A 25,023-nucleotide genomic window follows, 5' to 3' on the forward strand; every position below is an offset into this window, starting at 1 on the left:
ACGGCTCGGATACCCGGACCGATAGCCTCTGCGGTGCGGCCGTGAACGGCCGCCGGTCAGTGACGAGGGAGTGGGACGTGGTCGCCGACACCGGCACCTGGGTGGTGGTCCCCGTGTACAACGAGGACACCGTCATCGCCGAGGTCGTCGCGGAGATCCGCACGGCCTTCCCGAACGTCGTGTGTGTCGACGACGGCAGCCGGGACTCCTCCGCCGAACGCATCGCCGGCACCGAGGCGCACCTCGTGCGGCACCCGATCAACCTCGGGCAGGGCGCGTCGCTGCAGACCGGGATCGACTACGCCCTGCTCCGCGGGGCGGAGCGGATCGTCACCTTCGACGCCGACGGCCAGCACGACGTCGCCGACGCCGTCCGGATGGCCGCGATCCTGCGCGGCGGCGAGGCCGACGTCGTCCTCGGGTCGCGCTTCCTCGAGTCGACCGAGCCGGTCCCGCCGCTCAAGCGGCTGGTGCTGCGCACCGTCGCGGCGCTGTCCCCGGCCAGCCGCAAGCTCAAGCTCACCGACGCCCACAACGGGCTGCGGGCCATGAACCGGGCGGTCGCGGAGGACCTGCGGATCACCATGAACGGGATGGCGCACGCGTCGGAGATCGTCGCGTCGCTGGCCCGGTCGTCGTGGCGGATCCGCGAGGTCCCGGTCACGATCCGCTACACCGAGTACTCACGATCCAAGGGCCAGTCGCTGTTCAACGGGGTGAACATCCTGTTCGACCTGTCGGTACGGCAGCGATGACCCAGGAGGCGAACACCGTGATCCTGCAGATCCTGCTCCTGGCCGCCGCGGTCGGCGCGCTCGTCTACTTCGTGCGCAGCGGCCAGAGCGTCGGCGTGCGGGCGAGCAAGCGGATCGCCTTCGGCGCGTTCATCGTGCTGAACATCTACGCGGTCCTGCGCCCGAACGACCTGACCTACCTGGCCCGGGCGGTGGGCATCGGCCGCGGCACGGACCTGCTGGTCTACCTGCTCGTGGTCGCCTTCGTGTTCGGGATGCTGAACACCTACCTGCGGGACCGGGAGATCAGCCAGCACCTGACGAACCTGGCCCGCCAGATCGCCGTCCGGGACGCGGAGCTGACCCGGCGGGAGAGCGAGCTGGAGCAGCGGCTGACCGCCCTGGAGGAGCGCGCTGCGGGGACCAACGGGCACCGGGCGGCCGTCACCGAGCCCGCCGCCGACGAGGTGGGGACGGCCCGCTCCACCAGGAGCTGAGCGGCGATCCGCACGGGACACGATCCGGTCGCGGACGGTGACACGGCGACCGCGCGTCCCGCCGCGCGGCACGACGCTCGTAGGGTGCGCCGGATGCGGCTGCCGATCGACGACGCGCGGAGCCGGGGATGACGTGGGCACAGGCCGTCCCCGTGGCCCTGGTGACCGCGGCCTGGTGCGTCCTGCCCGGGGCGCTCGTCGCCCGCGCCGCGGGACTGCGCGGAGCGGTCTGCTGGGGCGCCGGGCCGCTGGTGTCGGTCGCGCTGATCGCGACCACCGCCGTGCTGGCCGGGCGGGCCGGGGTGCCGTGGGGACCGTGGCCGGTGCTGGGCGTCACCGCCGTGCTCGCGCTCCTGTGCGCCGCGGTGACCGCGACGCTCCGGCGGCGGGCGGGCCGGACCCGGTCCGGACCCGGTGACGACGCGGGCGATCCCGCCGACCGTCCGCCGTTCCTGCTGCGCACGGGACCCGACGGCCCCCTCGGGGGGATCGCGCTGGCGGTCGGCGTGGCCGTCACCGTCGCGATCGGCTGGCTGACCGTGGTGCTCGCGTTCGGCCCCGTCGACGCGGTCTCCCCGACCTACGACGCGATCTACCACTACAGCGCGGTCGCCCGGATCCTGCAGACCGGCGACGCGTCGTCGCTGACGCTGGGCGAGCTGAACAGCCCCGGCGTGCCGTCGGCCTACCCCGCCGCCTGGCACGACGTCGTCTCGCTCGTCGTGGCGAGCACCGGCGCGTCGATCCCGGCCGCGTCGAACCTCGCCGCGTTCGCCGCCGCGGCCGTCGTGTGGCCGCTGTCCTGCACGCTGCTCGTCCGCCAGATCGTCGGGCGCCGGGCCGGTGCCCTGCTGGTCACCCCGGTGCTCGCGACGGCGTTCACCGCGATGCCGTGGCTGCTGATGAACTGGGGCGTCCTGTGGCCCAACCTGCTCGGGCTGGCGCTGGTGCCCGCCGGGCTGGCCGCCGTGGTGACCGTGCTGGGTCTGACCCGGGACAGCGTGGTCGGCCGGGCCCGGGCGCTGCTGCTCGGTGCGACGACCGTCCCGGCGCTGGCGCTCGCCCATCCGAACGCCGCGGTCAGCCTGCTCGTGCTGGGCCTGTCCCCGGTGGCGGTCGCGGCCGGGCTCAGCACGGTGCGGCACGTCCGCGAGCGCCGGTTCGCCACGGCGGCCCTCGCCCCGGCGGGTGCGCTCGCCGCGGTCGCCGCCGTGGTGTGGCTGCTGGCGTGGTCGCCCTTCCTCGCCAGCGTCCGGATGTTCGACTGGCAGGCCTCGATGGGGGCCCGCGAGGCGTTGACCGGTGTGCTGTGGAACGGGACGAACAAGCGGCCCGAGCTGGTCGTGGTGTCGGTACTGGTCGTGGTCGGCGCCGTCCTGGCGCTGCGGCACGCCCGCACCGCGTGGCTGGTGCCGGCCCACCTGACCTCGGCGCTGCTCTACACCCTCGCCGTCGCCCGGGAGGGCGACCTGGTCACCGCGCTGACCGGGGCCTGGTACAACGACTCGCACCGGCTCGCCGCGATGGTCCCGATCACCGGGGTGCCGCTGGCGACGCTGGGCGTGCTCGGCGCGGCGGGCCTGGTGGTCCGTGCGGTGACCGCGGTGCGGCGGGCGGAGACCACCCCGGAGCGACGACGGCTGACGGCCGTCCCGGTCGTCGCCGTCCTCGCCGCGGCGCTGGTCCTGCTCACCGACGGGTTCCGCATCGGCGTGCACGCCGCCGTGATCGCCGACGCCTACCGCTACGAGACCGGCCGGGTGCTGCAGCCCGGCCAGCGGGAGTTCCTGGAGGCGGCGGGCCGGGCGACCGAACCGGGCGCCGTCGTCGCGGCGAACCCGTGGACCGGCAACGGCCTGCTGTACCCGCTGACCGGGCGCGAGGTGCTCTTCCCGCACCTGTCCGGGACCTGGACGCCCGACCAGGAGCTGATCCGGCTGCGGCTGCACGACGCTGCCCGCGACCCCGTCGTCTGTCCCGCGGTGCAGGCCACCGGCGTCGGCTACGTCATCGACGGCCCGGTCACCTGGTGGCCGTGGGACCCGCGGGCCGACACCTACCCCGGGCTGTCCGGGATCGACCGTGCACCCGGGTTCGAGCCCGTCCTCTCCGGCGGCGGCAGCACGCTCTACCGGATCACCGCCTGCGGTACGGAGCCCGCCCGCTCCACCGGCTGAGGCGCCCCGGGCACCCGCGGTTACCGTGTGCCGCAGCCGGGTGCACACACCGTCCGCCCCGGAGGAAGGCAGGTATGCGCGCGCTCGTCACCGGCGGAGCCGGCTTCATCGGCTCCACCCTGGTCGAGTCCCTGCTCGCCCGCGGCGACGACGTGCTCGTCGTCGACGACCTCTCCGCCGGGACGCGGGACAACCTCGCCCCGGGCGTCACGATGGCCGAGCTCGACATCCGCGACACCGCCGCGCTCACCGCGCTCGGCGCGCAGTACCGCCCGGACGCGGTGTTCCACCTGGCCGCCCAGATCGACGTGCGCCGCTCGATGGAGGACCCGGTGCACGACGCCTCGGTCAACGTCCTCGGCACCCTGAGCGTGCTGCAGGCCGCCCGCGACGCGGGTGCGGGCGCGGTCGTCGTGTGCTCCACCGGCGGAGCCATCTACGGCGACGGCGCCCCCCTGCCGACGACCGAGGCGGAGCCGGCCGAGCCGGAGTCGCCGTACGGCATGAGCAAGCTGGCCGCGGAGCGCTACACCCGGTTCTTCGTCCGGACGCACGGTCTGCCGGCACTGGTGCTGCGGTTCGCGAACGTCTACGGGCCGCGCCAGCACCCGGCCGGCGGCGCCGGTGTGGTCTCGCTGTTCTGCGACCGGGCCCGCACCGGGTCCCGGCCGACCGTGTTCGGCGACGGCGGTCAGACCCGCGACTTCCTCTACGTCGGCGACGTCGCGCGGGCGGCGCTCGCGTCGGCCGACCGGCTCGCGGCCGGGGAGCTGGCCGGTGAGGTGTTCAACGTCGGCACCGGCACCGAGTCCACGATCGTCGAGCTGGCCGCGACGATCGGGACGATCGCCGGCCTCACGCCGGAGGAGTTCGCCCCCGAGTTCCTGCCGGCCCGGCCCGGGGAGCTGCGCCGCAGCTGTCTCGACCCGTCGCGCGGGATCGCCGCGCTCGGCCTGCCCGCACCGACCCCGCTGGCCGAGGGCCTCGCGCACACCTGGTCCTGGCACACCGGGCGCCGACACCCCGCGTACTGACGCACCGCGGGCCCGGCCCCCGTGCGGGGAACCGGGCCCGGGAGGCGTCGGCGTCAGCTGTAGACGGCCAGGGTGAGCATCGCGATCCAGGCCAGCGCCAGGACCTGCAACGCCCGGTCCGCGAGCGCGATCTCCTCCGGCTCGCCGCCGGTCCCCCGGTCGACGTCCACGGAGTAGCGCAACACCGCGACCACGAACGGCACGATCGACAGCACCGACCAGACCGAGTTGTGGTCCTCGCGGATCTCGAACGCCCACAGCCCGTACATCACGATCATGACGGTGGCCGAGAGCGACCAGATGTAGCGCAGGTAGGACGCCGTGTAGTTCTCCAGCGACTTGCGGATCTTCGCGCCGGTGCGCTCGGCGAGGTTGATCTCGGCGTAGCGCTTGCCGGCGACCATGAACAGCGACCCGAACCCGGTGACCAGCAGGAACCACTGCGACAGCGGGATCCCGGTGGCGACACCGCCGGCGATGGACCGCATCAGGAACCCGGAGGCCACGATGCAGATGTCGAGCACCGGCTGGTGCTTGAGCCACAGGCAGTACGACAGCTGCACCGCCACGTAGACGGCGAGCACGATGATCAGCTGCCAGGTGACCGCGAACGACAGCGCGATCGAGCCGGCGAACAGCACGCCAGCCGCCACGAAGGCCAGCGGCACCGGGACGATGCCGGACGCGATCGGGCGGCGGCGCTTGGTCGGGTGCGCGCGGTCGGCCTCGACGTCGAGCGCGTCGTTGACCAGGTACACGCCGGACGCGGCCAGCGAGAACGCGACGAAGGCGATCAGGCAGTCGACGAGGACCGGCACGTCGAAGAGCTGGCCGCTGACGAACGGCGCGGCGAAGACCAGGACGTTCTTCACCCACTGGCGCGGGCGCATCGTCTTCAGCAGGCCGCGGGCGACCATCGCGGTGGTCCGCTCGGACGGGTCCATCGGCACGTGCGGGGCGTGCTCGGCGGCGACGGCGGTCGGGGCCGCCTCGTCCTCGTGACCCTCCGGCGCGCCCGCGTCGTCCGGTGCGTCCGGGACGACGGGGGTCTGCGGGTCTGCGGCCCGGGCGACCTTCTCCTTCTCGGAGTCGTCGTGGTCGACCTTCGTGGGGTCGGTGCTGGTCATGCGCTCACCCTCCGGTGGTGGGGTTGCGTGAGATCACGCGTCGCGCGGTACCGGCGACGGCCGCGCCGAGCGCGGTGCCGGTGGCGACGTCGGTCGGGTAGTGCACGCCGAGGACCAGGCGCGACAGCGCCATCAGGCCCACACCCGCCGCGGCCACCGGGCGGGAGCGCCTGCCCAGCAGGCCGCCGTAGAGCACGGCGGCGGCGGTGGTGGACGTGGCGTGCGAGGACGGGAAGCTCAGCCGGCTCGGGGTGCCCACCAGGACCCGGACCGCGGGGTGGTCGGGTCGGCGGCGCCGGACGACGCGCTTGACCCCGATCGAGGCGCCGTGCGCGAACGCGACGGCGGCGGCGGAGCCGAGCCACTCGCGACGGCGGGGACGGTCCAGCGCGGCACCCAGGACGCCGATCGCCAGCCAGCCGGCGGCGTGCTCGCCGAACAGCGACATCCCGCGGGCGACCCGCACGGTGGTGTCGTTCGCAAGAACGCCCTGCACGGACGCCAGTACGGCGACCTCGCCGGTGGGCGGGACGTCGGCGGGCGGCTGCGGACCGGACCGGTCCAGGGTGTCTGCCGTGTCAGCCACGGGTGGGGGCCTCCTGGCGCGGGCGCTGGCACCCGGCTCGCGGGCGATGACAGCCGGTGATGGTACGCGCGGGCGGGGTGGTGGGCCGGGCCGGGGCGGGGTGGCGGACCGCGCATGACCGCTCGTCGACGGGCAGGTGAACGCCGCCGGGTGCGCTCAGAACCAGCGCTCCAGGATCTCGGCAAGTCCGTCGTGGGTGTGCGGGGCGGTCACCTCGTCGGCGAGGCCGGCCAGGTCGGGGTGGGCGTTGCCCATCGCGACGCCGAGCCCGGCCCAGCGCAGCATCTCCCGGTCGTTGGGCATGTCGCCGAACGCGACGGTGTCCGCCGCGGTCACGCCGAGCCGGCGGGCGACCTCGGCCAGGCCGGTCGCCTTGGTGACCCCGGGCGCGGAGGCCTCGATCAGCCCGGACGGGTGCGAGAACGTCAGGTCGGCCAGCCCGCCCGCCTTCGGCGCGAGTGCGGTCATCATCTGCTCGCTGGTCAGCTCCGGGGAGCGGATCAGCACCTTCGTCGCCGGGTGCCCAAGCAGGTCCTCGCGGCTGGTGGAGCCGCCGTCGTGCTCGCCCCAGGCGTGCACGTAGCCGGGGTCGGTGAGGAACTGGTCGACGACGCCCCGCACGCCGTCGTCACCCTCGGCGTTCGCCACGCGCTCGACGCCGAACCCGCAGCCGGGGAACAGCTCCGCGGCGAGGGCGGCGAGCTCGCCGATCGCCGCCGGATCCAGGGTGTGCGCGCCGAGCACGACGTCGTCGACGGCGTCGTAGAGCACCGCGCCGTTCGCGCACACGCACAGCCGCACCAGGCCCTCGGGCAGCCGCGCGAGGACCGGGGGGATCCAGCGCGGCGGGCGGCCGGTCACCAGCACGAACCCGGCGCCGGCGGCGACCGCCCGCTCCAGCACGGCGACGGTGCGCGGGGTGACCACGCCGCCGTCGTCGAGGAGGGTCCCGTCGACGTCGGTGGCGACGAGCCGGGGCGCGTTCTCGACGATCACACCCAGAGCGTACGGAACCGCCCGGAGACGGCCCCCGGACGACCGCGTGGCGGTTACCCTCGGACGGTGCGTGTTCTGGTGGTGGCGGCCCCGCTGTCGGGGCATCTGACACCGCTGTTGCCGCTCGCCCACGCGCTCTGGGACTCCGGGCACGAGGTGCTGCTCGCCGGCGGCGGCGACGCGCACCCGCTCCCCGGGGCGGACCCGCTGCCGTTCATCGACGTCGCCCGCAGCCTGCGGGTGGGCAGGCTCGCCGCGCGCTCGCTCGTCGCGCACCCGGTGACCGCGCGGGCCGAGCTGGCCGGGCGCGGCGGCGACGCCGGGGTGCGTTCGCTGTTCGGCCCGGTGAACGAGGAGCTGACCGACGCGCTGGTGACCGTCGCGGAACAGTGGCGGCCCGACGTCGTGGTGTACGAGCCCCTCGCCGTCGCAGGGGCGCTCGCGGCCGCCCGGCACGACGTCCCCGCGGTGCTGCACGAGAACGGTCTGCTCGACGGGTTCGCGCTGGTCCGCACGCTGCTGGACTCCCGCCCGCTGCAGCGGGCCCGGCTGCGGCACGGGCTGCGCGGGGTCCCGCCGCCGGCGATCGCCCTGACCATCGCCCCGTCGAGCCTGGTCGGCGCGCGCGACGCGCTGGCCGTGCGGCCGGGACGGGCCCGCGGCTCGGCCCGGTCGGCGCTGCCGGCGTGGCTGAGCGGCCCCTCGGTGCGGCCTCGGGTGCTGGTGCTGCGCGGCGGCGGGCCGCTGCGGGGCGATCTGCAGGCCTCGGCGGTCCGCGCGCTCGACGACCTGCGCGACGACGGGCCGGACTGCGAGCTCGTGCTCGTCCGGCCCCCGGCGCGGCTGCTGCGCCACGGCCGACGCGGTGTGCGCACGGTCGGGCGGGTCCCGCTCGACGAGCTGCTGCCCGCCTGCGCCGCGGTGCTGCACGACGGCAGCGCCGCGCACGTGCTGGCCGCGCTGGCCGCGGGCGTCCCGCAGCTCGCGCTGCCCGGTCCGGGCGACCGACGGCACAACGCGGAGCTGGTCGCGGCCCGCGGCGCCGGGCTGGGCGGCCCGTTCACCGCCGACGCGCTGCGCAGGCTGCTGCACGACGGCGAGCTCGCCGCCGCCGCCCGCGACGTGCGCGCGGAGATCGCCGCGATGCCGCCGCCGCAGGCCAGGGTCGAGGTGCTGACCGCCCTGGCCTGAGCGGCGCCGGGACGCGGGTCCGGCCGGGACGGGGGTCTAGAAGACCGCGACCGCGACGATCAGGCCGAGCGCGACGTGCGCGGCCGCGACGACCTTCGCGACCGCCCGCGGCTCGTCGGACTGGATGACCTCGCCGATGTCGATGCCGGTCACCCACTCCAGCAGCCGCACCGCGGCGACCTGGGCGACGATCCCGATCAGGCCGAACACCAGCGACGACACGACACCCTGCAGCAGCGAGCCGTAGGAGCCGTAGATCGCGGTGACGATGATGAACGCCATCGACAGCATGCCGGCCGAGGTGATGGTCACCGCGTTCGGCAGGCCGCCGCGCACCATCGCCGGGAGCTTGCCGGGCGTGGTGAGGTCGATGGCCCAGAAGCCGATCAGCATGAGCAGGGTGCCGATCACGGCGTAGAGCAGGATCGCGCCGACACCGCGGCCGAGGAAGCCCCAGTACGTGGCGTCGAACGCCTGGGCGAGGATCACGGGAGGTACCTCCGGGAGCGGGGGTGTGCAGGGAGCGGAGCAGAGCGGAACGGTCAGGACTCGGGGATGCGGTGCGGCACGAAGGCCGCACCGTCGTCGGTGATCAGGCCGGCGGTCTCACGGATGCCGAGCCCGGCGGCGGTGTCACCGACCAGCCAGGCGCCCAGGCAGGGCCGGAACCCGTCGAACTCGGGCAGCGGGTCGAACATCTGGTAGACGAAGCCCTCGTCGCCGTAGACGCCGCCGGTGGCGGTCTCGTAGCCGGGGGCGACGATCGCGATGTTGGCGCCCTCGCGCCCCAGCAGGGGCTTGCGGACGTACTCGGTGAGGATCCCGGGGTTGCCGAGCGAGGCGGGCAGCAGGTTCGGGTGCCCGGGGTACATCTCCCAGAGCACCGCGAGCAGCGCCTTGTTCGACAGCAGGGTCTTCCAGAGCGGCTCGAGCCACAGTGTCTCGGGGAGGCTGCGGGTGACGTGCTTGCCGAACTCGTCGGTGAGCATCCACTCCCACGGGTAGAGCTTGAAGACCGTCGACATCGGAGCTTCCTCGAGGTCGACGAAGCGGTCCAGAGCGGAGTCCCAGCCGATGTCCTCGATGGACAGTCCAACGGTGTCCAGGCCCGCCTCGGCGGCGGTCTCCTGGAGGTAGCCGACGGTGATGTGGTCCTCGCCGGTGGACTCGGCGCCGGACCAGGTGACGTGCACCTCCGACGACGGCAGCAGCCCCTTCAGCTCGCCCCAGCGTTCGACGAGCTTCTCGTGCAAGGAGTTCCACTGGTCGTCGCCGGGGTGGACGTCCTGCAGCCAGTGCCACTGCAGGATCGAGGCCTCCAGCAGCGAGGTGGGGGTGTCGGCGTTGTACTCCAGCAGCTTGGCCGGGCCGGAGCCGTCGTAGCGCAGGTCGAAGCGGCCGTAGAGGTGCGGGTCCGAGCGGCGCCAGGACTGCGCGACCTGCTCCCAGCACCACTCGGGCAGCGCGAAGTCCCGGAACCGCTCGGTGGTGACGACGTGGTCGACCGCCGACAGGCACATCGACTGGAGCACCTCGACGTCGGCCTCGAGGGACAGGATCTCGTCCATCTCGAAGACGTAGTGCACCGACTCGTCCCAGTAGGGCCGATCGTTGCCCGAGCCGTCCCGGCCGGGGGTACCGAAGGCGAGCCCCTGCTCGGCGACGGTGCGTTGCCAGTCCGGGCGGGGGGTGCCGCGTTCGCGGCGCACGCCCCTCAGCTCCCGCTGGACGAGCCGGACCCGCCCGAGGACGACGACGATCCGCCGCCCACGCCGAGACCGCCCCGGGAGATCGTGCCGCTGCGGTTCGCCGAGCCGATGGTCGAGCCGGTCGTGCCGCTGCGGACCGTGGTGCCACTGGGCGGCGGGGAGACGGTCCCCCCGGTCGCGACCTGCCCGACTCCGCCGGCGCCGCCGTAGTTGTAGTGGTACTGGCGCCCGCCGCCGCCCAGGAAGATCGGCACGAAGGCGAAACCGCCGCCACCGGTGGACACCTGCCCCTGGCTCTGGGTGCCACTGCAGTTCTCGTCCGGCACGACGACGCCCTGGTCGTCGACACAGCGCGCGTCGGCGACCCGCTCCTCCTCCGAGGCCCCACCTGAGCCCGCGTAGACCGCTGCGATCAGGGCGACGACACCGACGGTCGCGCCGGCGCCGATCAGCACCCGCTTGGTGGTCTTGGAGCGGGCCTCCTTGAGGCGCACGGCCTCGCGGTCCGCGCGCAGCTTCTGCTCGCGGGCCCGCTTCTCGGCGAGCGTGGGCTCGCGGGGCGTGGTGCTGCCGTCCTGCTGCCGGATCCGGCCGCGCGGGGCCTCGGCGGGCTGCTCGGCGGGCGGGTTCGCCCACGGCGCCGGCGCCGATCCGTCGGTCTGCGGTGCCGGCGTCGCCGGCTGCGAGCCCGACGGCTGCGCGCCGCCCGGTGTCGCACTCGGCGTACCGGCGGGCGGCGTGCTGTCGTCCGGGCCGCCGGTGCGCGGTCCGTCGGTCATCGCTGGTCCCCCATCGTCACTCCTGTCCCCCGCGCGCACCGTACCGGGACCGACCGACGACCACCGGCCGTTCCCGGATGACGATTCGGCGGCGGTTCGCCCACGACCACCCGGACGAGTGGTCGCGCCACCCCGTCGCACCGGACGGACCTGCTCGTTCACAGCATCCGGCCGACCGACCGCCGCGCCGGGGCACCGGCCGGGTGAAGCCGGCCCGACCCCGGCTGCATGATGGGGGCGTCATGGATTCCCGCTCCCCCGCCGGCTCCGACCGGCCCGACGCGACCGGCCGCACCGCCGTCCACGGCGGGCAGGGCACGACCTCGGTGCTGTCCCGGCCGTCGGCCACCCCGGTGGTCCCGACCCGTCGGCGACGGTCGTCGGAAGCCTCCGGAGGGGCGGGCGCCGGGCGGAGCGGGTTCCTCGGGGCCCGCCGGGTCGGGATCGGGATCCTCGTCGGTGCGCTGCTGATGCTGACCGTCGCGTCGGTCGACTCGCTGCTCGGCGCCGAGGTGCCGGTCCTGGGGTCGTTCGCGTCCTCCGGGGTCCCGAAGGTGGAGGAGCCGCCGCCGCTGCCGCCCCCACCGGACACCCCGGGCACCTGCCTCAACTGGACCCGGTCCGACGCGACCGACACCGCCGCCGTCGACTGTGCCCGGCCGCACCTGTTCGAGCAGGCGGGGCGGGTCGTGCTGACCGACCAGCCGACGTTCCCGGCCGACGGGGCCTGGCAGAAGCTCGTCGCCGACCGCTGCACCCCGGTGGTCACGAAGTACCTGAACGGCAAGTTCGACCCGGACGGGAAGTTCCGGGTGGGCGCGCTCAAGCCGTCGCAGCAGCGCTGGGACGGCGGCGACAAGGGCATGCGCTGCGGCCTGCAGATGGCCTCGCGCAGCGGGGAGATGTTCCCGATCACCGGGAAGGTCGCCGCGCAGGACCAGTCCGCGGTCCAGCCGGTGGGCACCTGCCTGGCCATCGACGGCCGCACCGTCGGGGACCCGACCGACTGCGCCGGTCCGCACGCCGCCGAGACCGTCGGGCTGGTCGACCTGGGCACCCAGTTCCCGGACGCCTGGCCCACCGTCGAGGACCAGGACAAGTTCCTCCAGCCCGCCTGCACCACCGCCGCCAACACCTTCGCCGGCAACGACACCGTGATCGAGGCCAAGGGGCTCGTCGTCTACTGGGGCAACCTCTCCGAGGAGTCCTGGAAGGCGGGCAGCCGCAAGGTCAACTGCAGCATCGGCACCCTGCTGCCGGACAAGAGCGGCTTCGCCTCGATCACCGGCTCGGTGAAGGGCAACCTGGTCGTGTCCGGGCAGCCCGCCGGCCCGGCGCCGTCCGCGCCCGGCACCCCGGGGGGCGCACCCACCGACGGTGCGGCCACTCCGGCCCCGGGCTCGCAGGCCCCGGTCCAGCAGCCCGACGCCGAGCAGCCCGCCGCGCCCGACAGCGGCGCCGGGCGGCCGGACCTCGACATCCCACCCGGCCTGCCCGGGCTGTCGGACAACTGACGTGCCGGTGGCGATGCCCGCCGACCGGTTCGACGAGCTGGTCGGCGAGGCGCTGGACCTCGTCCCCGCCGAGCTCGCCGCGGCGATGGACAACGTCGTGGTGCTGGTGGAGCCGCGCCACCCCGACGAGCCGGACCTGCTCGGGCTCTACCAGGGCGTCGCGCTGACCGAGCGCACGGCGGACTACGCCGGCGAGCTCCCGGACCGGATCACCGTCTACCGCGACGCCGTCCTCGACTTCTGCGACGACGAGGAGCAGGTCGTCGACGAGGTCGCGATCACCGTCGTCCACGAGATCGCGCACCACTTCGGCGTCTCCGAGGAGAAGCTGCACGAGCTCGGCTGGGGCTGAGCCGCCCGGCCGCTACCGGTGGGTGGCGCTCCGCCCGCCGGGCATCGCGTCCCACAGCTCCGGGACCCAGCCGCCGGGGTCGCGACGCAGCACCACCCGGCCGGTGTTGGGGACGGGGCGCTCGCGGCCGTAGGTGACGTCGGAGTGGCCGGGCCCGGAGCCGTCGTGCCCGCCGAGCAGCGCCAGCGACAGGACACGGATCGCCGCCCCGTGGCTGACGACGACGACCGCACCCTCCGACACGCCGGAGGTCACCGCGGCGAGGTCGGGCAGCGCCCGGTCCCACACGTCGCGGGCGGACTCGCCGCCGGGCATGGCGCGGTCGACGTCGCCGTCCCACCAGGCCTCGAAGACCTCGTCGAACGCGGCGCGGGCGTCGTCGTCCTCCCGGCCCTCGAGGTCCCCGACCGACACCTCGTGCAGGCCCTTCAGCAGGGTGACCCCGCGGCCGAGCGCGCGCCCGATCGGGGCGGCGGTCTCCTGCGCACGGGTCGCCCGTGACGCGTACAGGCCCCGCACGGGCCAGCCGGCGAGCAGGCCGGCGACCTCCTCGGCCTGGGCGCGGCCCAGCTCGTCGAGCGAGGGGCCGGGCAGCGCGGTGTCGAGGCGGTGCCGCACGTTGGACGGGGTGCGGCCGTGCCGGACCAGCACCAGGCGCAGCGTGCCGTCGTCCGGCGGGACCTGCGCGGTCCGGCTGCCGGTGCCGACGGCGGCGAAGGAGGCGGCGCCGTCGTGCTCGTCGTCGGTCGGGTGGCTCACGTGTCGGCTCCCCGTCGGACCGCGGCGAGCCAGCGCTCGGACGCGGCGTAGTCGTCGGTGGTGGCGACGCCGAGCGCCGCCACGGGGCTCCCCACCCCGGCCGCGGGGGCGGCCGGTGCGGGATCGGATCGCGGGAACGACCCGAGGTAGATCAGCCGGTCGCAGCGACGGTGCAGCGCGGCCAGGGCCTCCCCCATCGCCGGGTCGGCGACGTGGCCCGAGCAGTCGAGGTGGAACCAGTACTCGGCGTGGCGGTCCTTCACCGGGCGGGACTCGATCCGGGTCAGGTCGATCCCACGGACCGCGATCTCGGTGAGCAGGCCGAGCAGGGTGCCGGGCCGGTTCGTGGTCGTCGCGGCGATGGTGGTGCAGTCCCAGCCGGTCGGCGGCGGCGGCGGGCCGGGGCGGGTGAGCAGCACGAACCGGGTGACAGCGCCCGCGTTGTCGGCGATGTCGTCGGCCAGCACCTCCAGCCCGTGCTGGGTGGCGGCGAGCGGGGCGGCGACGGCGGCGTCGACCTCGCCCCGGGCGGCCTGGGCGGCGGCCTCCGCCGTGGAGGAGCTGACCCGGACCTCGGCGCCGGGCAGGTGCTCGGCGAGCCAGCCGCGGGTCTGGGCGATGCCGTGGCCGTGGGAGGCGACCGAGCGGATCGCGTCCCGCGTGGTGCCCGTGCGGCCCATCAGGCAGAACCGGACCGCGATCCGGGCCTCGCGGGCGATCACCAGCGGCGGATCGGCCACGAGCCCGTCGAGCACCGGCGGGACGGCGCCCTCGACGGTGTTCTCGATCGGCACGCAGCCGGCATCGACGGAGCCGTCGCGGACGGCCGCCAGCACCGCGGGGGCGCCGGGCAGCGGCACCAGCTCGGCGCCACGGGACTCGGGCAGCGTCAGCAGGGCCTGCTCGGTGAACGTGGCGTGCGGCCCCAGGAATCCGATCCGCATCCGATGCGTCCTGATCAGTCCAGCAGCCCGAGGGCGACGAGGTCGGCGATCGGAACCGGCTCGGGGTCGACCCCGCAGCGCGGCAGGACGGTGCGGACCTGCTCGACGGCGGCCTCGGGCAGCTCGTCGAGCTCCCGGGCAAGCTTCTCGCCGTCGGTGCAGGACAGGGCTTCCTCGGCCGGGTCGGGCGAGGCGCTGACCCCGGTCATCCGGGCGACGGCGGCGATCAGGTTCAGCAGGCCGTGGCGGCCGCGGGGCGTCGAGTCGGACGGGTCCTCGCGGACGATCCGGTCGATGCCCTGCGCGGAGATGCCGCCGGTGCCGCTCTCCAGGCCCGCCAGCAGGAACTTGTGCACGTCGACGATCTCCGGCACGTCGGAGGCGCGCGGCCCGCCGAGGCGGATCTTCGGGGTGCAGCCGTGCTCGGCGACCTTGCGGACGGCGGCGAGCCAGGCGAGCGTGCCGTCGGCGTCGCCCTCGACGGGTCGGCGCGGCTCGACGACCGGGGTCACCTCGTCCGGCACGAACTCCGACACGCGCTCGAGCCAGACCCCGTCGACGTCTGGCGGCGCGACGCACTCGACGGTGCTCGGGGTGAGCAGGCTGGAGCGCGAGAACACCGTCGACAGCGCCTTCGGCACCGCGCCCAGCCCGGTGTCGACGACCAGGGCCATCTCCGCGGGCCTGCTCGGCGCGGAACGGGCGAGCTCGGTGACGACGGCGGGCAGCTGCGACGCGGGGCACACCAGCCGTCCGACGAGGCCTCCGTAGTGGCCGTCGCGGGCGGCGAGATAGCGCGACACGACGGCGTCGACGCCCGGTGCGACGGTCCTCGGCTGCAGCAGACTGGTGTCGTCGACCAGCGCGGCGAGCAGCGGACGGATCGGCCACGGGTCGGCTGAGGAACCCGAGGGCACGGTCATCACGTCGACAGACGCTAACGGTCGGGTCACGGAGCGCACGCAGAGGGGGTTGTCCCCCTGTGTCACGCGGCACTGGACAGGCGACACTTCCTCCTGCTTAGGTAAGGGTTACCTAATCGGAGGTGAGAGTGGGAACGACCCGAGTGCGCCGCCCCCCGACGCCCGCCGTCGCCGAGCGAGCCCGCAGCCTCGTCACCCGTGGTGGCCGCGCGGCACTCGTCGGCACCGGTGAGCCGGAACCGTGTGCGCCGCTGATGCACTACACCTGGCCGGACGGCACGACCGACCTGCTGCTGCCCGACGACCACGTGCTCCGCGAGCGCACCCGGCTCACCGCGGGCGGGCTCCCGGTGATGCTCGAGCTGACCGGCAGCACGCCGGTCCCGCTCGACGAGCCGGTCCGGGAGCTGCTGTGGCTGGTCGGGACGCTGCACGAGCCGGACCCGACGACCGGCCGGGAGCGGGCCCTGCGGCTCGCCGAGAAGGCCCCGCACCCCAACCTCCTCGACGCCGGGCGCGGCGCCACCCTGCTGCGGCTGCGCCCGTCGTCGGCGGTGTACTCCGACGCCGAGGGCTGCGCACCGGTCTCGCCGGCCGAGCTCGCGGCGGCCGAGCCCGACCCGTTCTGCCGGGTCGAGCAGGCATGGCTGGAGCACCTGGACCGGGCCCACCCGGAGATGCTGTGCGCGCTGCGCCGTCACCTGCCCGACGGGCTGGGGTTCGTCGGCGGCCGGATCCGTCCGGTCGGCGTGGACCGCTTCGGGCTCCGTGTGCGGGTGCCCACCGCGACCGGCACCCAGGACGTGCGGCTGGCGTTCTCCGCGCCCGCCGACACCCCCGAGGAGCTGCAACGCCGGTTCGCCGAGCTGGTGGGCTGCCCGGCCGGGGGCCGCTGAGCCGGACTCAGGGCCCGGCGGGTGCCAGGTGCTCGGCCTGCACCTTCCGGGTCACCTTGCGCTCGGCGACGAACGAGGCGACCGGGATCGTGCCCGCGGCCAGGATGACGACGGCGAACACCGGCTTCCAGCGGCAACGCTCGGCCAGGATCAGCGTGCACACGATGTAGATCATGTACAGGAACCCGTGCACCATCCCGATCAGTGCGACCGGGCGCGGGTCGCCGAACAGGTACTTCGCCGGCATCGCGTAGAAGGTCAGCAGCAGCAGGCCGACGCCGGTGACCCAGGCGGAGATCCGGTAGGCCTTCAGGGCGGTCGCGACGGTCACGGGGTGGACTCCTCCCGGTGCCGGGCCGCCAGGCGGGCCAGCTCCTCGTTGTAGGCCCGCAGCTGCGGGTCGGTGCTGCGGGGCGGGACGGCGTTCGCCGGGCGGGACGTGAACGGCGACGGCCCGGCCGGGGTGGCCGTCCTCCCGGCCGGTGTGGTGGCGGCCGTCGTCCCGTCAGGGGTCGTAGCCGTCGGTGTGGTGGGCGTGGTGGCCGGTGTGGTGGCTGTCGTCGCGGCCGGTGTCGTGGCCGTCGGCGCGGTGGCCGTCGGCGCGGCTGTTGTCCTGGCCGTCGTCGTGAGCGCGGAGGGGGTGGTCTCGGCGACCGGCGACGGGGCCGCGTCGGCGGCCTGCTGCGCCGGCACGGTCGGCGAATCCGTGTCCATCGCCGCGGTGGAGTCGCCGGAGGTGCCGGCCGACGCCGCGCGCAGGTCGGCGATCTCCATGCTCAGGAAGCGCCACCACATGACGCCGAAGAAGACGGCGAACAGCGGCCACTGCAGGCCGTAGCCCACGTTGAGGGCCGAGCCCATCGCCGATCCCGCTCGTCCCCACTGCCAGATGGCCAGCCAGGTGCAGGTGACCATCGCGCCGAGTGTGAGGACGTGCCAGACCATCCACCTCGGGGACAGCAGCAGCCGCATCACGCGGACCAGGGTACGCACCCCGGCGTGGCCACGGCCGGGCCCCGACGAGCGCCCGGTCACGCCGCCCACCGCCCGCCCGCGCTCCCCGGCCGCGCGGTGATCCGCAGGGCGCGCGCTGATCCGCGGCCCGCGCGCGTCCGGACACGCGCGGACGACGGATCACCGCGCGCGGGGTGGATCACGGCCATCGATCACCGCGCGCACCGTGCATCGCCGGACTGCGGCACGGACCGACCGCCGCCCGACGGCTCGGCCCGCGGGGCCGTCCGGCACCCGGTGCGATGATCGGCCCATGACGAGCGGACCGGCCCCGGCACGACCGCGTGGGTCCCTGCGGGACTGGCTCAGCCCGGCGCCCCCGTCCTTCCCGGGCGTCGCCACCGACCCCCGCGAGCGACGGCTGATCGGCCTGGAGATCGCCGTCGTCCTGACCGTGACACTGGGTCTGTCCGCGGTGCGCAGCGCGCTGTCGCTGCTCGAGGCCCTCCTGAACCCCGCCCCGCTCGCCGACCAGCAGGTCACCCTGAACGCGCCGGCGTCCACCGATGCGTGGATCGACCTCGCGTTCCAGCTGGTCCGCGCGTTGCAGCTGGCCGGATGGGGCGCGCTGGCCGCGTACCTGCTGCTGCGGGCGGGAATCGCGCTGGGCCGGGTCGGGCTCGACGGGCGGCGGCCGTGGCGCGACGCGGCGCACTCCGCGGGCCTCGCCGCCCTGATCGGCATCCCCGGGCTGGGGCTCTACCTGGTCGGACGGCTCGCCGGGATCACCCCGGACGTCGCGCCCAGCACGCTGACCGACCAGTGGTGGCGGATCCCGGTGCTGGTGCTGTCCGCGGCGGCGAACTCCTGGGCGGAGGAGGTCGTCATGATCGGCTACCTGCTCACCCGGCTGCGGCGGCTCGGCTGGTCGGAGAACCGCTCGGCGTTCGCGGCCGCCGTCCTGCGCGGGTGCTACCACCTGTACCAGGGGATCGGCGCGTTCGTCGGCAACCTGGTCATGGGCCTGGTGTTCGCCCGCTACTGGCAGCGGACGAACCGGCTGTGGCCGCTCGTCGGCGCCCATCTGCTGATCGACGTCGTGGCGTTCGTGGGGTACGCGCTGCTGGGTGGCGTCCTCCCGTTCTGACTCGGGAAAGCGGCCCTCACCAGGGGAAAGGTGACCCTGTCCAACTGAGACGGACGCCCTTTCTGGAGCCGTTCCAGGAAACGCCGGCGGTCGGTAACCTGGATGTCATGACCGACGAATCGAAGTTCCACGCCCTGCTGCGCGACCAGGTCCGCAGCGAGTTCACCGCGAGCCAGCAGTACCTCGCCATCGCCGTCTGGCTCGACGACGCCGACCTCCCGCAGCTCGCCGCGCACTTCTACGCGCAGTCGCTCGAGGAGCGCAACCACGCGCTGATGATGGTCCAGTACCAGATGGACAACGACCTCACCCCGACCATCCCGTCGGTCGGTGAGGTGCAGAACGAGTTCTCCTCCGTCGAGGAGCTCGTCTCGCTCGCGCTGACCCAGGAGAAGCAGGTCACCGAGCAGATCACCACGCTGGCCCGTACCGCCCGCGACGAGGGCGACTACCTCGGCGAGCAGTTCCTGCAGTGGTTCCTCAAGGAGCAGGTCGAGGAGGTCGCCTCGATGACGACGCTGCTCACCATCGTCCGTCGCGCCGGGGACGACCTCTTCCACGTGGAGGACTTCGTCGCCCGCGAGATGACCAACGGCGGGGGCGGCGACCCGGCCACCCCGCCGGTCGCCGGCGGCGCCCTGTAAGCGCCCGTCCGTCGGTCCGCAGCGCCGCTCCGGCGCCCCCCGAGCAGGGGGCGCCGGAGCGTCCGCGCGACTACCGCAGGGTGATCTGCTTGCCCGCGAGCACGTCGCGCGCCCGGTGCTCGGACTCGGTGAGCGGCGTGGCGTCCAGCCCGGCCACCGCCTCGTCGAGTCGCTTCGCGAACTCCGCGGCGGGACCCGCCCACTCCGAGGAGTGCATCTCCCGGTCGACGTCCCAGACCGGGACGAGCAGCCCGTGCGCCCGGAACGAGCCGGCGTAGCGGGAACCCTCGCCCAGCTCCAGGCCGCCCTCGCCGGCCAGCCGCGCCAGCGCCGCCATCAGGGTCGTCTCGTCCTCCGTCCGCACCCAGCGCACGTGCGCCTTCGAGCCGGTGTCGACCCAGTACGCGCCACGCACGCCGTCGGCGGTCACCGCCTCGGTCGGCATGATCACCGAGTTGGCGCGCTCCAGCATCGCCTGCGCCTCGGGGTCAGGGCTCTCCGACGGCAGCCACCACGCGAAGTCGGCGTGCACCGTCGGCTCCAGCGGCGTGCCGGGCTCCAGCACGTCCTGCAGCCGCTCACCGGTGTGGCGCCCGGCGCCGACGACCGGCAGCGACGATCCCGGCTCGGCCGAGCGCGCCCAGGCGAGCGCCCCGGCCAGGTCGGCCGAGAGGTCGCCGGAGCGGGTCTGGACCTGCATGCCGAGCAGGACCTCGCCGTTGTCGCGCACGATCGCGGCGGACGCGCCCGGCAGCACCGAGGCCAGCGTGACCGGCCCGCCGGAACGGACCGGGAGGGGCGCCGTCGCCGACGGGAGGAACTCCCGCATGGCGACGAGGTCGGGCTCCGCCGCGAGGCCCTCGAACGGCCGGATGACGATCACGTCGTCACCGGCGCCGTGGCAGGCCTTGTACCGCTTGCCGGAGCCGCAGGAGCACGGCCGGCGGGGGTTGTCCCCCGCGTCGGCGGTGCTGGCACGGTTGCGCGTCTTCTTACCCATCGCCGGGCAAGGTAGCGGGTCGTGCATGCCTTCGATCCGGCCGACCCCGGTTTCCTCGCCGACCCCTACCCCACCTACGCGGCCCTGCGTGCCGCCGGACCGGTCCACGACCACCCCGGTCTGGGCGTTCCGGTCGCGGTGACGCACGCGGCCTGTTCGGCCGTGCTGCGCGACCGCGGGCTGGGCCGGATCTGGTCCGACGCCGAGCCCGCGACCGATCTGGCCGCGTTCAACCTGCTGCACCGCAACTCGCTGCTGGAGCGGGAGGGCGAGCCGCACACCCGGCTGCGGCGCCTGGTGGCCTCGGCGTTCGCCCGCGGCCACACCGAGCGGTTGGCCCCGCTGGTGCGGGCGCGGGCCGGCGCCCTGGTCGACGACCTGGTGGCCCGCGTCCGCGACGGCGCCCCCGCCGACCTGGTCGAGCTCGTCGCCGCCCCGCTGCCGGTGGCCGTGATCGCCGACCTGCTCGGTGTGCCGGAGGACCGCCGGGCGCCGCTGCGGGCCTGGTCCGACGCGATCGTGCGGATGTACGAGCCCGACCCCGGCGACGACGGCCGGCGCGCGGCCGAGCAGGCGTCGGCCGACTTCACGGCCCTGCTGCGGGAGCTGGTCGAGGAGCGCCGCTCCGGGCGGATCGCCACCGACCCGGCCGGTCGCCGCGACCTGCTCGCCGACCTGCTGGCGGTGCGCGACGACGAGACCGGCGACCGGACCCGGCTCGACGAGGACGAACTGGTCGGCACCGCGGTGCTGCTCCTGATGGCCGGCCACGAGGCGACGGTCAACGTCGTCGGGAACGGCGTGCACGCCCTGCTCCGGCACCCGGACCAGTGGCGACGACTGCTCGACGACCCCGGGCTGGTCGGAACGGCCGTCGAGGAGCTGATCCGCTTCGACGCCCCGCTGCAGCTGTTCGAGCGGACCGCCGTCGTCGACACCACGATCGCCGGCCACGTGGTCCCGGCGGGCACCCGGATCGCGACGCTGCTCGGCGCGGCCGGGCGCGACCCGTCGGTCTTCGGCGACGACGCCGACCGCCTCGACGTCGGCCGTTCCCCCAACCCCCACCTGGGCTTCGGGGCCGGGGTGCACTACTGCCTGGGTGCCCCGCTGGCCCGGCTGGAGATCGCCGAGGTGCTGCGCGCGCTGCTGGAACGCCTGCCCGACGCCGCCGTCGACGGCGAGCCGGTCCGGCGCCCGCGGTTCGTCATGCGCGGCTGGGCGGAGCTGCGGCTGACCACGGGCAGCACCCGGTGAACCGAATGCCGTAACAATGCGAGAGCCGAACGGTCCATTCCCGGAAGCCGGCGGATCGTTGTCGACGGCGCCGCGCAATCACGGACGGGAAGGTGCATCGGAAAAGACGCGCACCGCCGTCGACGACCATCCGAGGACGTGGTGGAATCGTCGGCGATGGAATCGTGGTCGGAACTTCTGCGCACCGTTCTCGGCGTGCCGGGGACGGGCTACGCCTGCGTCGCCGACCCCGGCACGGGGGAGCTCGTCGCGGCCGCGGGCGAGCGGGCCGTGCCCGGCCTCGCGGAGGTGCTCGACTGGGGCGCCGCGCAGGTCGGCGGGCCGGGACCGGTGTTCGAGGACGCGGTGGTCACCACCCGGGAGGGCGACCATCACCTCCTGCGAGCACTGCCCCGCGACGGCGCGGCCCCGCTGCTCGCCTACGCCCACCTCGACCGGTCCGGGAGCCCGGTCGCGCTGGCCCGCCGGGCCCTGCGCCCGGCCGGCGCGACACCGGCACGAACGCCGGAACCGACACCAACAGCGACATCGACATCGACTGATCAGCAGGTCACGGCCCCCATCGGGGCGCCGGTCGCGACCCGCCCGGTGATGCGGGTCCGGCCGGTCACCCCCGCCACGTCACCTCCCGGGCAGGTGGACACCCCACCGGCGACGATCGCGGTGCCGTCGCCCTCGCCGGTGCCGGGCGCCGAGCGCACCCCGGCCCCGGCCGTCCCGCTCCCCCCGGCGCGCGCCCGGACCCGCCGAGCCCTCCGACGCGGCAGATCCCCCCGACACGGCCGACGGTGACGACGCGCACGCCGGAGCCACCCCCGAGGGCGGCAGGTGGGCCGACGACCTGGGCACCATGTCCCGGATCCTCGCCGCGCTGCGCCGGCTGGACCCGTCGTCGGCATCGGGGTGTTGACGCTCCGGAATTGCGCGTTATCGTTGTCGGCCCCGGCGCCGGAAAGATCCGAGATCATTCTTCGTGAAATGCGGAACGGATCGCGGCGCAGACTCCCCCGAGATCGTCGCGGCGATTGCCGCGCGGAAGGCTCCTGACATGAACAACATCGATCGTTCCCTCGACATGGCCGCCAACATCAAGGGCGCGTTCGCGGTCGCGATCGTCGACTTCGAGAGCGGGATGACGCTGGGATCGCGCGGGGGAAGCCCCGAGTTCGACCTCGACGTCGCCGCGCCCGGGAACTCCGAGGTCGTCCGCACGAAGCTCGAGGTCATGCAGAAGCTGGGTCTGCGCGAGAACATCGAGGACATCCTGATCACCCTCGACACCCAGTACCACCTGATCCGGATCATCCGCGGCACCGACGAGCAGCTGTTCTTCTACCTCGTGCTCAACCGTGCCCAGGCCAACCTGGCGATGGCCCGCCGCGACCTGCGCGTCATCGAGCAGCAGTTCGCGATGACCTCGCCGCAGGCCGGGGCGCCGCAGCCGCAAGGCCAGGCGTTCTTCCCCGCCCAGCAGCGCTGAGGCCCCCGCGACCACGCCTCCCATGGGACGTCACCGGCACGCCGTCGCCGTGCGCACCGACGGGCTGGCCGCCGTGCTGGGCCCGCTGTTCTTCGACCCGCGGATCCGCTCGGCGGCCCTGCTCGACGTGGACAGCGGAATGGTGCTGGACGTCTGCGGGCCCGACACCGCCGTCGGGCGGACGGGCCGGGGTGTCCCCGCGGCTCACGACCACCGCGACGAGGTCCGCGGCGCGGCGCACGCCGAGCTCGTCCGGATCGCGCTGGCCCTCGCCCCGAACGCGGGCGGGCGGCTCGGGCTCGTCCTGGAGGCGGGCCCGGACCGGCACGTGCTGCGGACCGTCGCCGACCCGCACGGCGGGCGGCTGGCCCTGTCGGTGGTCGTGCGCGGCCCGGACCGGGCCGTGCGGCGGGTGCGCAAGCTGCTGGAGGAGGTCTCCGACGCGGCACTGACCGCGGGCCCGTCGACGGCGGTCCGTCCCGGGTCCGCGGGCTGGGCGGCCACGCCGGCCACCACCGCGCCGGTGCCGGACCACCCGGGACCGGTCCCGCCGACCACGCCTGCGGGCCGGGCGGGGGCCGCCCCGGCGTCGGGTCCGCCGGGGTTCGGCCCGCCGGGCCCCTCCGGGTTCGGCCCGCCGGACCCGCCCCGGTTCGGCCCGCCGGACCCGCCCCGGTTCGGCCCGCCGGAGCCGCCCGGGTTCAGCCCGCCGGGTCCGCCGCCCCGGTCGGGCCCGATGCCGCCGTCGGCGCTGCCTGCGGGGCCGCCGTCCCAATCGGGACCGCCGTCGCCGCGCCCACCGTTGCCGCGCCCGCCGTTCCCGCCGACACCGACACCAGCAGCTGCCGGGGACCCCGCGGCCGCGTCGCCAGCAGAGCGGTGAGCATGCGGACGACCCGGATCGTGCGCCACGCCGTGACCGCGGCGAGCACGTCGGCCCAGGCGTGCAGGACGACCCCGTCGGCCAGCGCCTGCGTGCCGGTGCGGAACCGCCAGACCAGGACCACCGCGCCGAGCACGACGCACGCCGCCCACAGCGCCCACCAGACCAGCAGCTCCCGCGACGGCGACGGCCGCCGTTCCGGTGGCAGCTCCAGTGCGGTGTGCTCGGTCTCGGCCAGCAGCGAACCGGGCGCGACCAGGTTCCAGCCGGGCACCACCCAGCCCGCGACGACCCACCGGTGGCTCCGCCAGGCGCGCGTCCCCGCACGGTCCGCGGCCGCCCGGTAGGTCCACAGGCTCCACGAGATCACCAGCACCCCGGCGGCGATCGTCGCCACCACCGAGGACCAGCCGCCGAACCACACCAGCGCGTCGGAGACGCCGACAGCCTCCGGGGACAACGCGTCGGACCGGCTGAACAGCAGCAGCACGTACCGCCACACCTCGGCGACGGCGGCGATCCCCGACACGACGACCACCACCCACAGCACGGGTACGAGCTGCGCGGCCAGCGCGCGGGCCCGGTCGACCGGCCGGAGCGGTCCCTCGCCGGGTACCGGCGCGATCCGCCAGGGCCCCACCGGGAGGCCCCAGCGCGGGACGGTGCGGTAGCGGGGCGGACCGGTGTAGCGGTCCCGACGGGCGGCGGGCTCGGCGGCCGGGCCACCGGGCGTCGTCGCGACCCAGTCGAGGGCGGCCAGGTAGCGACCGCACCACGGGCAGAACGCGCCCCCACCGGGGGGAGCCGTCCGGCCGCAGCGTGGGCACGGCGGGCCCGGCCGTCGGGGCGCCGGCGCGGACACGGGTCAGGCGATCCGGGGGGCGCTGCCGTCGTCGGTCACGATCGTGCGGCCCTGGGCGGCCCAGTCCTGCATGCCGCCCTCGACGTTCACCGCCGGGAAGCCCTGCTGGGTCAGGTAGGCGACGACCCGGGCCGACCGGCCGCCGGAGCGGCAGACGACGTAGAGCGGGTCGTCGGTGGGGACCTCGCCCATCCGGGCGGCCAGCTCGGACATCGGCAGGTGACGGGCGTGCGGGGCGTGCCCGGCGGTCCACTCGTCGAGCTCGCGGACGTCCAGCATCGGGGCGTCGGCGGGGAGAGCGGACACGCTCACGGCGGGAACCGGGTCGGACATGGCGCCATCCTGCCACGCCACCCCGTCAACCCGCCGTGAGCGGCGTGGCTCAGCGGCCGTCGTCGCGGTAGAGCGACCCGTGCGGGATCGTCACCTCGTTCGGGTCCAGCGGCGGCTGCGCGGCCCGGTACCCGCCGGTGGCCTGCGCGGGCCGGTACCCGCCAGTGCCCTGCGGTCCCGGCGGGCGGCCCGTCCCGTACCGGTCCGGACGTCCGTCGGCGCCGACCACGGGCTGGACACCGGTC

General features: G+C 75.0%; 27 protein-coding genes. 13 read left to right on the plus strand and 14 right to left on the minus strand.

What is annotated here, in order from left to right:
- Positions 1 to 77 precede the first annotated feature (77 nt).
- The 4 genes from KPL59_RS17440 to KPL59_RS17455 all read left to right on the plus strand — a co-directional run bounded on the left by KPL59_RS17440 (position 78) and on the right by KPL59_RS17455 (position 4,442).
- Positions 78 to 755: a glycosyltransferase family 2 protein gene (locus KPL59_RS17440; protein WP_020626830.1), complete on the plus strand. Its 678-nt coding sequence runs from the start codon at positions 78 to 80 to the stop codon at positions 753 to 755.
- Positions 756 to 772: 17 nt separating this feature from the next.
- Positions 773 to 1,231, plus strand: a complete 459-nt coding sequence (locus KPL59_RS17445) for a DUF2304 domain-containing protein (RefSeq protein ID WP_226361410.1) — start codon at positions 773 to 775, stop codon at positions 1,229 to 1,231.
- Between the two features lie 128 nt (positions 1,232 to 1,359).
- Positions 1,360 to 3,408 carry a DUF6541 family protein gene (locus tag KPL59_RS17450; protein ID WP_226361411.1) on the plus strand — a complete coding sequence of 683 codons (2,049 nt, stop codon included), beginning with the start codon at positions 1,360 to 1,362 and terminating at the stop codon, positions 3,406 to 3,408.
- Positions 3,409 to 3,482: 74 nt separating this feature from the next.
- Complete coding sequence (locus tag KPL59_RS17455) at positions 3,483 to 4,442, plus strand: NAD-dependent epimerase/dehydratase family protein (protein WP_226361412.1); 960 nt, start codon at positions 3,483 to 3,485, stop codon at positions 4,440 to 4,442.
- Positions 4,443 to 4,495: 53 nt separating this feature from the next.
- Here KPL59_RS17455 and KPL59_RS17460 read toward each other — a convergent pair whose 3' ends face one another.
- From KPL59_RS17460 to KPL59_RS17470, 3 genes are all read right to left on the minus strand, one after another.
- Entirely contained in the window at positions 4,496 to 5,569 is a 1,074-nt protein-coding gene (locus KPL59_RS17460; protein WP_020626827.1) for a decaprenyl-phosphate phosphoribosyltransferase, read from the minus strand.
- A 4-nt stretch (positions 5,570 to 5,573) separates the two neighbouring features.
- On the minus strand, positions 5,574 to 6,155 hold the full coding sequence (locus KPL59_RS17465; RefSeq protein WP_226361413.1) for a phosphatase PAP2 family protein: 582 nt from the start codon (positions 6,153 to 6,155) through the stop codon (positions 5,574 to 5,576).
- Between the two features lie 156 nt (positions 6,156 to 6,311).
- Positions 6,312 to 7,151 (minus strand): HAD family hydrolase, encoded by an 840-nt coding sequence (locus KPL59_RS17470; protein WP_226361414.1) that lies wholly within the window; start codon positions 7,149 to 7,151, stop codon positions 6,312 to 6,314.
- Between the two features lie 66 nt (positions 7,152 to 7,217).
- Here KPL59_RS17470 and KPL59_RS17475 point away from each other — a divergent pair, with 66 nt between their 5' ends.
- A complete protein-coding gene (locus KPL59_RS17475) occupies positions 7,218 to 8,342 on the plus strand; it encodes a nucleotide disphospho-sugar-binding domain-containing protein (RefSeq protein WP_075309183.1) in 1,125 nt (374 codons plus the stop codon).
- 36 nt (positions 8,343 to 8,378) lie between these two features.
- Here the strand turns inward: KPL59_RS17475 and KPL59_RS17480 are convergent, their stop codons facing one another.
- The 3 genes from KPL59_RS17480 to KPL59_RS17490 are packed head-to-tail and all read right to left on the minus strand — an operon-like array spanning position 8,379 to position 10,830.
- Positions 8,379 to 8,831, minus strand: coding sequence for a DUF350 domain-containing protein (locus tag KPL59_RS17480; protein ID WP_020625029.1), 453 nt, complete (start codon positions 8,829 to 8,831; stop codon positions 8,379 to 8,381).
- 53 nt (positions 8,832 to 8,884) lie between these two features.
- The gene (locus tag KPL59_RS17485; RefSeq protein ID WP_020625028.1) at positions 8,885 to 10,051 is read right to left on the minus strand and encodes a glutathionylspermidine synthase family protein; all 1,167 of its coding nucleotides are present in this window, start codon (positions 10,049 to 10,051) and stop codon (positions 8,885 to 8,887) included.
- Between the two features lie 5 nt (positions 10,052 to 10,056).
- On the minus strand, positions 10,057 to 10,830 hold the full coding sequence (locus KPL59_RS17490; RefSeq protein ID WP_226361415.1) for a hypothetical protein: 774 nt from the start codon (positions 10,828 to 10,830) through the stop codon (positions 10,057 to 10,059).
- Between the two features lie 242 nt (positions 10,831 to 11,072).
- Here KPL59_RS17490 and KPL59_RS17495 point away from each other — a divergent pair, with 242 nt between their 5' ends.
- Complete coding sequence (locus KPL59_RS17495) at positions 11,073 to 12,344, plus strand: septum formation family protein (RefSeq protein ID WP_226361416.1); 1,272 nt, start codon at positions 11,073 to 11,075, stop codon at positions 12,342 to 12,344.
- Position 12,345: 1 nt separating this feature from the next.
- On the plus strand, positions 12,346 to 12,696 hold the full coding sequence (locus KPL59_RS17500) for a metallopeptidase family protein (protein ID WP_226361417.1): 351 nt from the start codon (positions 12,346 to 12,348) through the stop codon (positions 12,694 to 12,696).
- Positions 12,697 to 12,708: 12 nt separating this feature from the next.
- Here the strand turns inward: KPL59_RS17500 and KPL59_RS17505 are convergent, their stop codons facing one another.
- The 3 genes from KPL59_RS17505 to KPL59_RS17515 are packed head-to-tail and all read right to left on the minus strand — an operon-like array spanning position 12,709 to position 15,322.
- Complete coding sequence (locus KPL59_RS17505; protein ID WP_226361418.1) at positions 12,709 to 13,455, minus strand: histidine phosphatase family protein; 747 nt, start codon at positions 13,453 to 13,455, stop codon at positions 12,709 to 12,711.
- Positions 13,452 to 14,399, minus strand: a complete 948-nt coding sequence (gene pheA, locus KPL59_RS17510; RefSeq protein ID WP_226361419.1) for a prephenate dehydratase — start codon at positions 14,397 to 14,399, stop codon at positions 13,452 to 13,454. The genes KPL59_RS17505 and pheA overlap by 4 nt, the downstream gene beginning before the upstream one ends.
- A 14-nt stretch (positions 14,400 to 14,413) precedes the next feature.
- Complete coding sequence (locus KPL59_RS17515) at positions 14,414 to 15,322, minus strand: hypothetical protein (RefSeq protein WP_226358161.1); 909 nt, start codon at positions 15,320 to 15,322, stop codon at positions 14,414 to 14,416.
- 128 nt (positions 15,323 to 15,450) lie between these two features.
- Here KPL59_RS17515 and KPL59_RS17520 point away from each other — a divergent pair, with 128 nt between their 5' ends.
- On the plus strand, positions 15,451 to 16,218 hold the full coding sequence (locus KPL59_RS17520; RefSeq protein ID WP_060713812.1) for a DUF2470 domain-containing protein: 768 nt from the start codon (positions 15,451 to 15,453) through the stop codon (positions 16,216 to 16,218).
- Between the two features lie 7 nt (positions 16,219 to 16,225).
- On the opposite strand, the gene KPL59_RS17525 is transcribed toward KPL59_RS17520, so the two are convergent.
- Entirely contained in the window at positions 16,226 to 16,549 is a 324-nt protein-coding gene (locus tag KPL59_RS17525) for a DUF3817 domain-containing protein (RefSeq protein WP_020625020.1), read from the minus strand.
- Entirely contained in the window at positions 16,546 to 17,253 is a 708-nt protein-coding gene (locus tag KPL59_RS17530; protein ID WP_226361420.1) for a hypothetical protein, read from the minus strand. The genes KPL59_RS17525 and KPL59_RS17530 overlap by 4 nt, the downstream gene beginning before the upstream one ends.
- A 232-nt stretch (positions 17,254 to 17,485) precedes the next feature.
- On the opposite strand from KPL59_RS17530, the gene KPL59_RS17535 reads away from it, so the two are divergent.
- Both KPL59_RS17535 and KPL59_RS17540 read left to right on the plus strand, forming a co-directional pair.
- On the plus strand, positions 17,486 to 18,319 hold the full coding sequence (locus KPL59_RS17535) for a CPBP family intramembrane glutamic endopeptidase (protein ID WP_020625018.1): 834 nt from the start codon (positions 17,486 to 17,488) through the stop codon (positions 18,317 to 18,319).
- A gap of 107 nt (positions 18,320 to 18,426) precedes the next feature.
- Positions 18,427 to 18,963, plus strand: a complete 537-nt coding sequence (locus tag KPL59_RS17540; protein WP_149664175.1) for a ferritin — start codon at positions 18,427 to 18,429, stop codon at positions 18,961 to 18,963.
- 70 nt (positions 18,964 to 19,033) lie between these two features.
- Here the strand turns inward: KPL59_RS17540 and KPL59_RS17545 are convergent, their stop codons facing one another.
- Complete coding sequence (locus tag KPL59_RS17545) at positions 19,034 to 19,963, minus strand: DUF5926 family protein (RefSeq protein ID WP_226361421.1); 930 nt, start codon at positions 19,961 to 19,963, stop codon at positions 19,034 to 19,036.
- Positions 19,964 to 19,984: 21 nt separating this feature from the next.
- Here KPL59_RS17545 and KPL59_RS17550 point away from each other — a divergent pair, with 21 nt between their 5' ends.
- The 3 genes from KPL59_RS17550 (at position 19,985) to KPL59_RS17560 (ending at position 22,700) form a co-directional block, all read left to right on the plus strand.
- Positions 19,985 to 21,220: a cytochrome P450 gene (locus KPL59_RS17550; RefSeq protein WP_226361422.1), complete on the plus strand. Its 1,236-nt coding sequence runs from the start codon at positions 19,985 to 19,987 to the stop codon at positions 21,218 to 21,220.
- A gap of 156 nt (positions 21,221 to 21,376) precedes the next feature.
- Positions 21,377 to 22,012: a hypothetical protein gene (locus KPL59_RS17555; RefSeq protein WP_226361423.1), complete on the plus strand. Its 636-nt coding sequence runs from the start codon at positions 21,377 to 21,379 to the stop codon at positions 22,010 to 22,012.
- Between the two features lie 256 nt (positions 22,013 to 22,268).
- Positions 22,269 to 22,700: a hypothetical protein gene (locus KPL59_RS17560; protein WP_020625014.1), complete on the plus strand. Its 432-nt coding sequence runs from the start codon at positions 22,269 to 22,271 to the stop codon at positions 22,698 to 22,700.
- A gap of 701 nt (positions 22,701 to 23,401) precedes the next feature.
- On the opposite strand, the gene KPL59_RS36990 is transcribed toward KPL59_RS17560, so the two are convergent.
- The gene (locus KPL59_RS36990) at positions 23,402 to 24,445 is read right to left on the minus strand and encodes a DUF4328 domain-containing protein (protein ID WP_308187906.1); all 1,044 of its coding nucleotides are present in this window, start codon (positions 24,443 to 24,445) and stop codon (positions 23,402 to 23,404) included.
- 3 nt (positions 24,446 to 24,448) lie between these two features.
- Positions 24,449 to 24,778: a rhodanese-like domain-containing protein gene (locus KPL59_RS17575; RefSeq protein WP_020627288.1), complete on the minus strand. Its 330-nt coding sequence runs from the start codon at positions 24,776 to 24,778 to the stop codon at positions 24,449 to 24,451.
- Positions 24,779 to 25,023: the final 245 nt, after the last annotated feature.

Source organism: Pseudonocardia sp. ICBG1142 (assembly GCF_020496255.1).
In the GTDB taxonomy this organism is placed as follows: Bacteria; Actinomycetota; Actinomycetes; order Mycobacteriales; family Pseudonocardiaceae; genus Pseudonocardia.